We start from the raw sequence: 682 nt of genomic DNA on the forward strand, positions 1-682 counted from the left end.
ACCGGCCGGCAGCTGATCGTTGACGTTGACGCCAGCCGCAGCGGACGGACCGTTATTGCTGACAGTCACCGTGAAGGTGACGTTGGTTCCGACGGTCGGGGTCGTGCTCGACGCGGTCTTGTTGACCGCGAGATCGGCCGACGCCACCGGCACCGGGGTGCTGGTCGAAGTGTTGTTGCCCGGGGTCGGATCGTTGGTGGTCGACGTGGCCGTCGCGGTGTTCGCGTACGGACCGGTCGGCAGCACGGTCGCGACGATCTGCAGGGTCGCGTTAGCGCCCGAGGCGAGCGCACCGACCGCCCACACACCGGTGCCGGCGTTGTAGGTGCCGACGCTCGGCGTCGCCGAAACGANNNNTTGGTCGTTGACGTTGACGCCAGCCGCGGCCGACGGACCGTTGTTGCTGACGGTCACGGTGAACGTGATGTTGGTACCGACGATCGGGGTCGCGCTCGACGCGGTCTTGGTCACGGCCAAGTCGGCCGACGCCACCGGCACCGGAGTGCTGGTCGAAGTGTTGTTGCCCGGGGTCGGATCGTTGGTGGTCGAGGTGGCCGTCGCGGTGTTCGCGTACGGGCCGGTCGGCAGCACGATCGCGACGATCTGCAAGGTCGCGTTAGCGCCCGAGGCCAGACCACCGACCGCCCACACACCGGTGCCGGCGTTATAGGTGCCGACGCTC

At 68.1% G+C, this 682-nt stretch carries 1 protein-coding gene; it reads right to left on the reverse strand.

Annotated features, from left to right (window positions below):
* The coding region (locus ASD86_RS28095) for a DUF11 domain-containing protein (protein WP_235567892.1) at window positions 1–353 on the reverse strand (353 nt) is incomplete at both ends.
* Between the last annotated feature and the right edge of the window lie 329 nt (window positions 354–682).

Origin of the sequence: Lysobacter sp. Root690, from assembly GCF_001427785.1 — a bacterium.
Taxonomy (GTDB): domain Bacteria; phylum Pseudomonadota; class Gammaproteobacteria; order Xanthomonadales; family Xanthomonadaceae; genus Lysobacter.